3 protein-coding genes are annotated in these 5,868 nt (G+C 44.7%); 1 reads left to right on the forward strand and 2 read right to left on the reverse strand.

Features of this window, described 5'->3' with window-relative positions; genetic code table 11:
- The first annotated feature begins 137 nt into the window (after positions 1-137).
- Entirely contained in the window at positions 138-2,402 is a 2,265-nt protein-coding gene (locus F6K20_RS21475) for a RelA/SpoT family protein (RefSeq protein WP_008190525.1), read from the forward strand.
- Positions 2,403-2,586: 184 nt separating this feature from the next.
- Here F6K20_RS21475 and F6K20_RS21480 read toward each other — a convergent pair whose 3' ends face one another.
- Positions 2,587-3,543, reverse strand: coding sequence for a ribonuclease Z (locus tag F6K20_RS21480; RefSeq protein WP_287295966.1), 957 nt, complete (start codon positions 3,541-3,543; stop codon positions 2,587-2,589).
- Between the two features lie 369 nt (positions 3,544-3,912).
- Entirely contained in the window at positions 3,913-5,697 is a 1,785-nt protein-coding gene (locus F6K20_RS21485; RefSeq protein ID WP_287295967.1) for an iron uptake porin, read from the reverse strand.
- Between the last annotated feature and the right edge of the window lie 171 nt (positions 5,698-5,868).

The following is a 5,868-nucleotide window of genomic DNA, read 5'->3' on the forward strand; positions in this document are numbered from 1 at the left end:
TCTTTACTTAAACCGACTGCTGAGAAGGGTTTGGCTGCATCGACAAGCTTGCCACCCTTCTGAGTCAGTACTCATTTTGGTAGACTTCGGTTTTCCTAGACTCCGGTATCTATTTTTTCTCTGAGGGGCAAATAATTATGGACGCGATCGCCACCTACTCTATTTTGAATTTTAACGTCGAGATTCCTGACTGGCTGCAAGATTGCTTAAGAGCCGCTTCATCAGCGGCAGAGGAACCAGTCGGTGATCATACTTTGTTAATCGCTGAGGCATTTAAATTTGCTTACCAACTCCATCAAGGTCAGTCCCGCAAATCAGGAGAGCCTTACATTGCCCATCCTGTTGCAGTGGCTGATTTATTAAGGGATTTGGGAGGCAACTCTACTATGATAGCGGCTGGATTCCTCCATGATGTAGTTGAAGATACGGAAATTACTCCAGAAGAAATAGAATCCCGGTTCGGAGTGGAGGTACGAAATTTAGTAGAAGGGGTAACCAAACTATCTAAATTCAACTTCTCGAGTAAAACTGAGCGTCAAGCCGAGAACTTCCGCCGGATGTTCCTGGCCATGGCAGCAGATATTAGGGTAATCGTTGTCAAACTGGCAGATCGATTACATAATATGCGGACGTTGGAATACTTGAAGCCACAAAAACAGGGTCAGATTGCCCAAGAAACTCGAGATATCTTTGCCCCCCTAGCCAATAGGTTAGGAATTGGTTGCTTCAAGTGGGAACTAGAAGATTTAGCCTTTAAGTATCTCGAAAGGGATGCTTATCGGGAAATTCAGTCGTTGGTAGCAGAAAGACGCTCAGACCGGGAACAGCGCCTCAAGGAAGTCTCAGAACTTTTGCGAGAGCGCATTCAGAAAACCGGTGTTCATTGCGTTGATATTAGTAGTCGCCCCAAGCACCTGTATGGAATATATCAGAAAATGCAGCGGCAGAACAAGGGGTTTCATGAAATCTATGATATTGCTGCAATGCGCGTGATTGTGGAAACCAAAGAGGAATGCTACCGAGCCTTAGCCGTTGTTCATGATCTGTTTAGACCAATTCCAGGTCGGTTTAAAGATTATATTGGTTTACCTAAACCTAATCGCTATCAATCCCTCCATACCGGAGTGATTGGGTTTAATGGTCGCCCGATCGAAGTCCAAATTCGCACCCTGGAAATGCACCATGTGGCGGAATGGGGTATTGCTGCTCACTGGAAGTATAAGGAAACCGGTGGCTCTAATACCACCAAATTCACGGCTGATGATGAAAAGCTGACTTGGCTGCGGCAGTTATTGGAATGGCAGAAAGACCTGAAAGATGCTCAGGAATACATGGAAAACATCAAAGATAACTTATTTGATGAAGATGTCTATGTATTTACACCAGATGGTGACGTAGTCGCTTTGAGTCGGGGGGCAACTGCCGTAGACTTCGCCTATCGGATTCATACCGAGGTGGGAAACCATTGTGCTGGTGTACGAGTTAATGGTGAGTGGCGGGTACTCGATTGTCCTCTAAAGAATGGGGATATCGTAGAAATTCTCACCACCAAAAACGCTCACCCTAGTCTAGATTGGCTCAACTTTGTGGTAACAGCCAGTGCCAGAAATCGTATTCGGCAATGGTTTAAGCGATCGCATCGGGAAGAAAATGTGGCTCGGGGTCGGGAACTCTTAGAGAAGGAACTTGGGAAAAAAGGATTTGAAGCCTTGCTCAAATCAGCACCAATGCAAATTGTGGCGGAGCGCTGTAACTACCACAAAGTAGAGGATTTACTGGCTGGCCTGGGTCATGGTGCAGTGACACTCAACTTTGTAGTGAAACGACTAAGGGAAGAACTACACGCTGGTTTAGACAATCAGCCAGAAGAAAGTGAAGTTATCCAACAGTATTCTAGCTCTACCCCCATTAATCTCCAATCCCAACTTCCTAGTAAGACACATCCTATTGCTGGTGTAGAAGGACTACTGTATCGCCTTGCTGCATGTTGTAACCCCTTACCGGGAGAATCTATTATTGGGGTAGTCACTCGCACTAAGGGGATTTCCATTCATCGGCAAGGATGTGTGAATGTGGAAAATGTTTTAGGAGAAAGACTAGTACCGGTCAGCTGGAATCCCACTGATGTCGATAACGGACGTCCCCAAACCTACCCGGTAAATGTGCAAATTGAAGTCATTGACCGGGTTGGTGTCTTCAAAGACATTCTCTCTCGCTTAAGTGACCAAAACATTAATGTCCGTAAAGCTCAAGTCAAAACTCAGTATGGCAAACCAGCTCTAATTGACCTGTGCATTGATATTCTCGATCACCAACAACTCAACTGCAGCTTTGCCAAAATCCAACAAATGAGCGATGTGTTAAATATCCGACGTGTTTCTCAGGTGGAGGAATGTCATTGAAGGTTAGGAGGTTAGGAGGTTAGAAGGTTGAAGGTTAGGAGGTTTAAGGTTAGGAGGTTTAAGGTTAGGAGGTTGAAAGTTAGGAGGTTGAAAGTTAGAAGGTTAACAATCAACAGTCAAGATTTAACTCAACAGTCAAGATTCAACAGTCAAGATTCAACAGTCAAGATTCAACAGTCAAGATTCAACAAACCACTTCTTTTTCTTCTGAACGTCGTCTAGGCACCTCATAGGTGAAGAAATCATAGGCTAAGATGGTATTTGGGAAAATTGCCCGTGCTTCAAGAAGCAAATCATCTAACCTCAGGGGGTTTCCTGGAGCATAACGAGGACTGAAATGGGTCATAATTAGCTGTTTGACTCCTGCACCAAGGGCAACTTGAGCTGCCATGGTAGAGGTAGAATGTAAGCGCTCAATAGCCATCTGAGCGTCTTGATGGGCAAAAGTAGCTTCGTGAATCAACACATCCCCATCCTTGGCCAGTTCAATAGCCTGCTCACAGAAGATAGTATCGGTACAATAAACCACTTTACGGCCAGTTTCGGGTGCTCCACACAATTCAATGCCCTTAATCTCACGCCCATTAGGTAGGGTAATCGTTTCTCCCCGTTTGAGTTTACCGTAAACCGGACCAGAGGGAATTCCTAATGCGATCGCTTTTTCTACATTAAACCTGCCCGGTCGGTCTTTTTCACACACTCGATAGCCAAAGGCTGGTACACGATGCTCCAGGGGTAGACAGGTAACGGTAAATTCCTGGTCTTCGTAGAGTAAACCAGGTTTGATCGTGTGAACTTTGAAGGGGAATGCCAAATGGGTGCGAGAGTATTTTAGGCAAGCTTGGAGATAACTATCTAAACCTGGTGGTCCATAAATATCAACCCTGTCGATGTTTCCAGCTAACCCACAGCTTGCCAACAGACCTGGGATACCAAAAATATGGTCGCCGTGGAGGTGGGTAATGAACATTCGTCTGATTTGGCTGGTTTTGATATCACTCCGCAAAAGTTGATGCTGAGTACCTTCGCCACAGTCAAACAGCCAGACTTCTGCACGCTGAGGTAAGCGCAGCGCTACACTGGACACATTGCGCGATCGCGTTGGGACTCCGGAGCTAGTTCCTAAAAATGTAATTTCCACGCAGCCTGTTTTTGAATCTTCCTCTATATATAGTACACAGGCTTAGTCTGATCATGCTCAATGTGCAATGCCTTTGAACGTATTTAGGGAATAGGGAATAGGAAATACGGAATAGGAAATACGGAATAGGGAATACGGAATAGGGAAGTGGAATAAAATCCTGTGTACCTTATAGTTATTAAAAACGCTTTATTTAGGATTGCTATATTACTATAGTGCTTTTTATCCTAATGAGGTACACAGGATTTTTTATGTGTTACCTTTTGTCTGTTCCCTCTTTTATCTTCCCTGTTCCCAGATCCGCTGTTCCCTAAAACCCATGATTCTGTACCTCACCTAATTGAAGCACGCGATAAATCAACCAACAAATCAAAAAATAAATTTAGTTTTTAACATTGGTACTACGATACTATTGTTGTTACTGTTGTGTTCTGGAGATATAATTACAAATAGACCGGGAGTGATGGAGATATTGTCATTAATTTGGTAGCGATAAAAGGTTTCTAAGTGGTAAGATACATCCAAATCTTGACGACTGTTAATATCATTTTCAGCTAGTCTAGGGGGCATTCCAAACACAAAACCTAATTCATTGCCTTCTTTGCCTAAATCGGGAAATGCCATAGTTATCGCCCAAGTCCAGATATCAGCTTTAGCACCCTTTGAGCCATCCAAACCACTTTGGCGGGGAGAGGATTCAGCGTTGGCATTGATATAACTGAGCCAACCCCCAAGGGCAAAACCAGGACTAAATCGATATCTCCCTTGTAAGCCAAACCCATTAGCAGAGGTGGCAGTTTGATCACCAAAGGGTGCTTGGGAAAATTGACTGCCAGTACTCCCAGTGACATCAATTCCTGAGTTGGGTTCAGGAGAATAGTAATGGACATAATTCAATCCAATCCCTAAGCGCTGATTTGGTGTTAAGGTTAGCTGAGTGAAAGCACCAAATTGACCATTAAATAGTCCATTACCTTCGGTGGGATTAGAGATACTAGCGGCACTACCTAAATAAGCTACACTGATTCTAATTGAGTCATTAAATTGATAACGAATAGCAGCTCCACCACCTTCAGCTAGGCGATAAACGGGGTTATGTACTCCAAAACGGGAGAGGGCTGAGACGGGATTGAGGGGGTCTGTAATTTCATCGGCTGAGAGACCTGCTGCTGCAATGTGAGCTTGAATGCGATCGCTAATCGGGAATCGATAATATAGTTCAGTTAAGACAAATTCCTGGTCTGTATCTGTTTCAAAGTCATAGAGAGTCATGTCTGTGCCATCAAGGGGGTTATTAAATTCAGGCACGTCGGTGGTATCGATTCTAGTGCGTAACAGGTCTTTACCGGTGAAACTGGTATCAAAGGATAATAGGGCAAGACCTGTGAATGTAGTGGTAAGACTATCGTCTTCAGTTGGGCTACTGCAACAAGGGGCAGCTTTGTTACCAGTGAAGTAGTCAATTAGGATAAAGTCTACTTCGCCATTGAGCTTAGTAGTGGTGGAAAACTCAGTAATTTCGACTTCAGCAGTACGAGCGGTGACAGCATCCAGGTTACCACGCAGTCTAGCTAGTTCCAGGGTAAACTCGCCTTGCAAACGCTTGATTGCCTCTAGATCCTCTTTAAAGTAGGACGATGCCAAATTGGGAGCAACAATCACCTTACTGAGCTGATCGAAACAGGCATTGAGAGCAGCAGCAAATTCATAACGGTTGAGGGGACTATTGCCACGATAGCTACTATCAGGATATCCTGCCATACAACCGTAGCGCTCTACGATAGATTGTAAGGCTTGGAATGCCCAATCTGTGGGCTGGACATCGGATAACTGGGATACTGATGTCACCTGATCCATCGGATCATCTATCGGTTCGAGATTGGGTTCGATATGGGGAGTTAGTTGATGGTCAAACTCTTGTGTAGTTGTTGGTAATTCTGTTGTTGGTGATCCTGGGAACAACTGGTCAACAGGTGTCACCTGCTCCATCACGCCCACAGAGATGGGGGGAAGTAATTCTACTGCTACGGATAATTCCTGGGCGGTTGTTGACTTTGGTTGAGATTCATTGGCTAGACCATTGGGAGTTAGTAAAAATGCTGCAGCGATCGCAGCTGGAGTTACATGGGGCAAGCTCCAAGTCAGTTTGGGCATTGGGAACGATAGTTGACTACTCACACCGAAAACATTGATATAATGGCGCAAATCTTAGCAATTTGCCCAGTAGGGTGATGCTAACAGGGGTAGGTTTCTGATATCTGGGTGAAGCGGGAAGTGTCGGAAGTGTGGGATTCTAAGAGGTTGTCTGAGAAGTCTCATTTGCTA

The organism is Moorena sp. SIO2C4 (assembly GCF_010672485.1).
Taxonomy (GTDB): Bacteria; Cyanobacteriota; Cyanobacteriia; order Cyanobacteriales; family Coleofasciculaceae; genus Moorena; species Moorena producens.

Excerpts from the sequence above, each read along its gene's own strand:
- F6K20_RS21485 (WP_287295967.1), bottom strand. The coding sequence starts at position 5,697 with ATGCCCAAACTGACTTGGAGCTTGCCCCATGTAACTCCAGCTGCGATC.
- F6K20_RS21475 (WP_008190525.1), top strand. The coding sequence starts at position 138 with ATGGACGCGATCGCCACCTACTCTATTTTGAATTTTAACGTCGAGATT.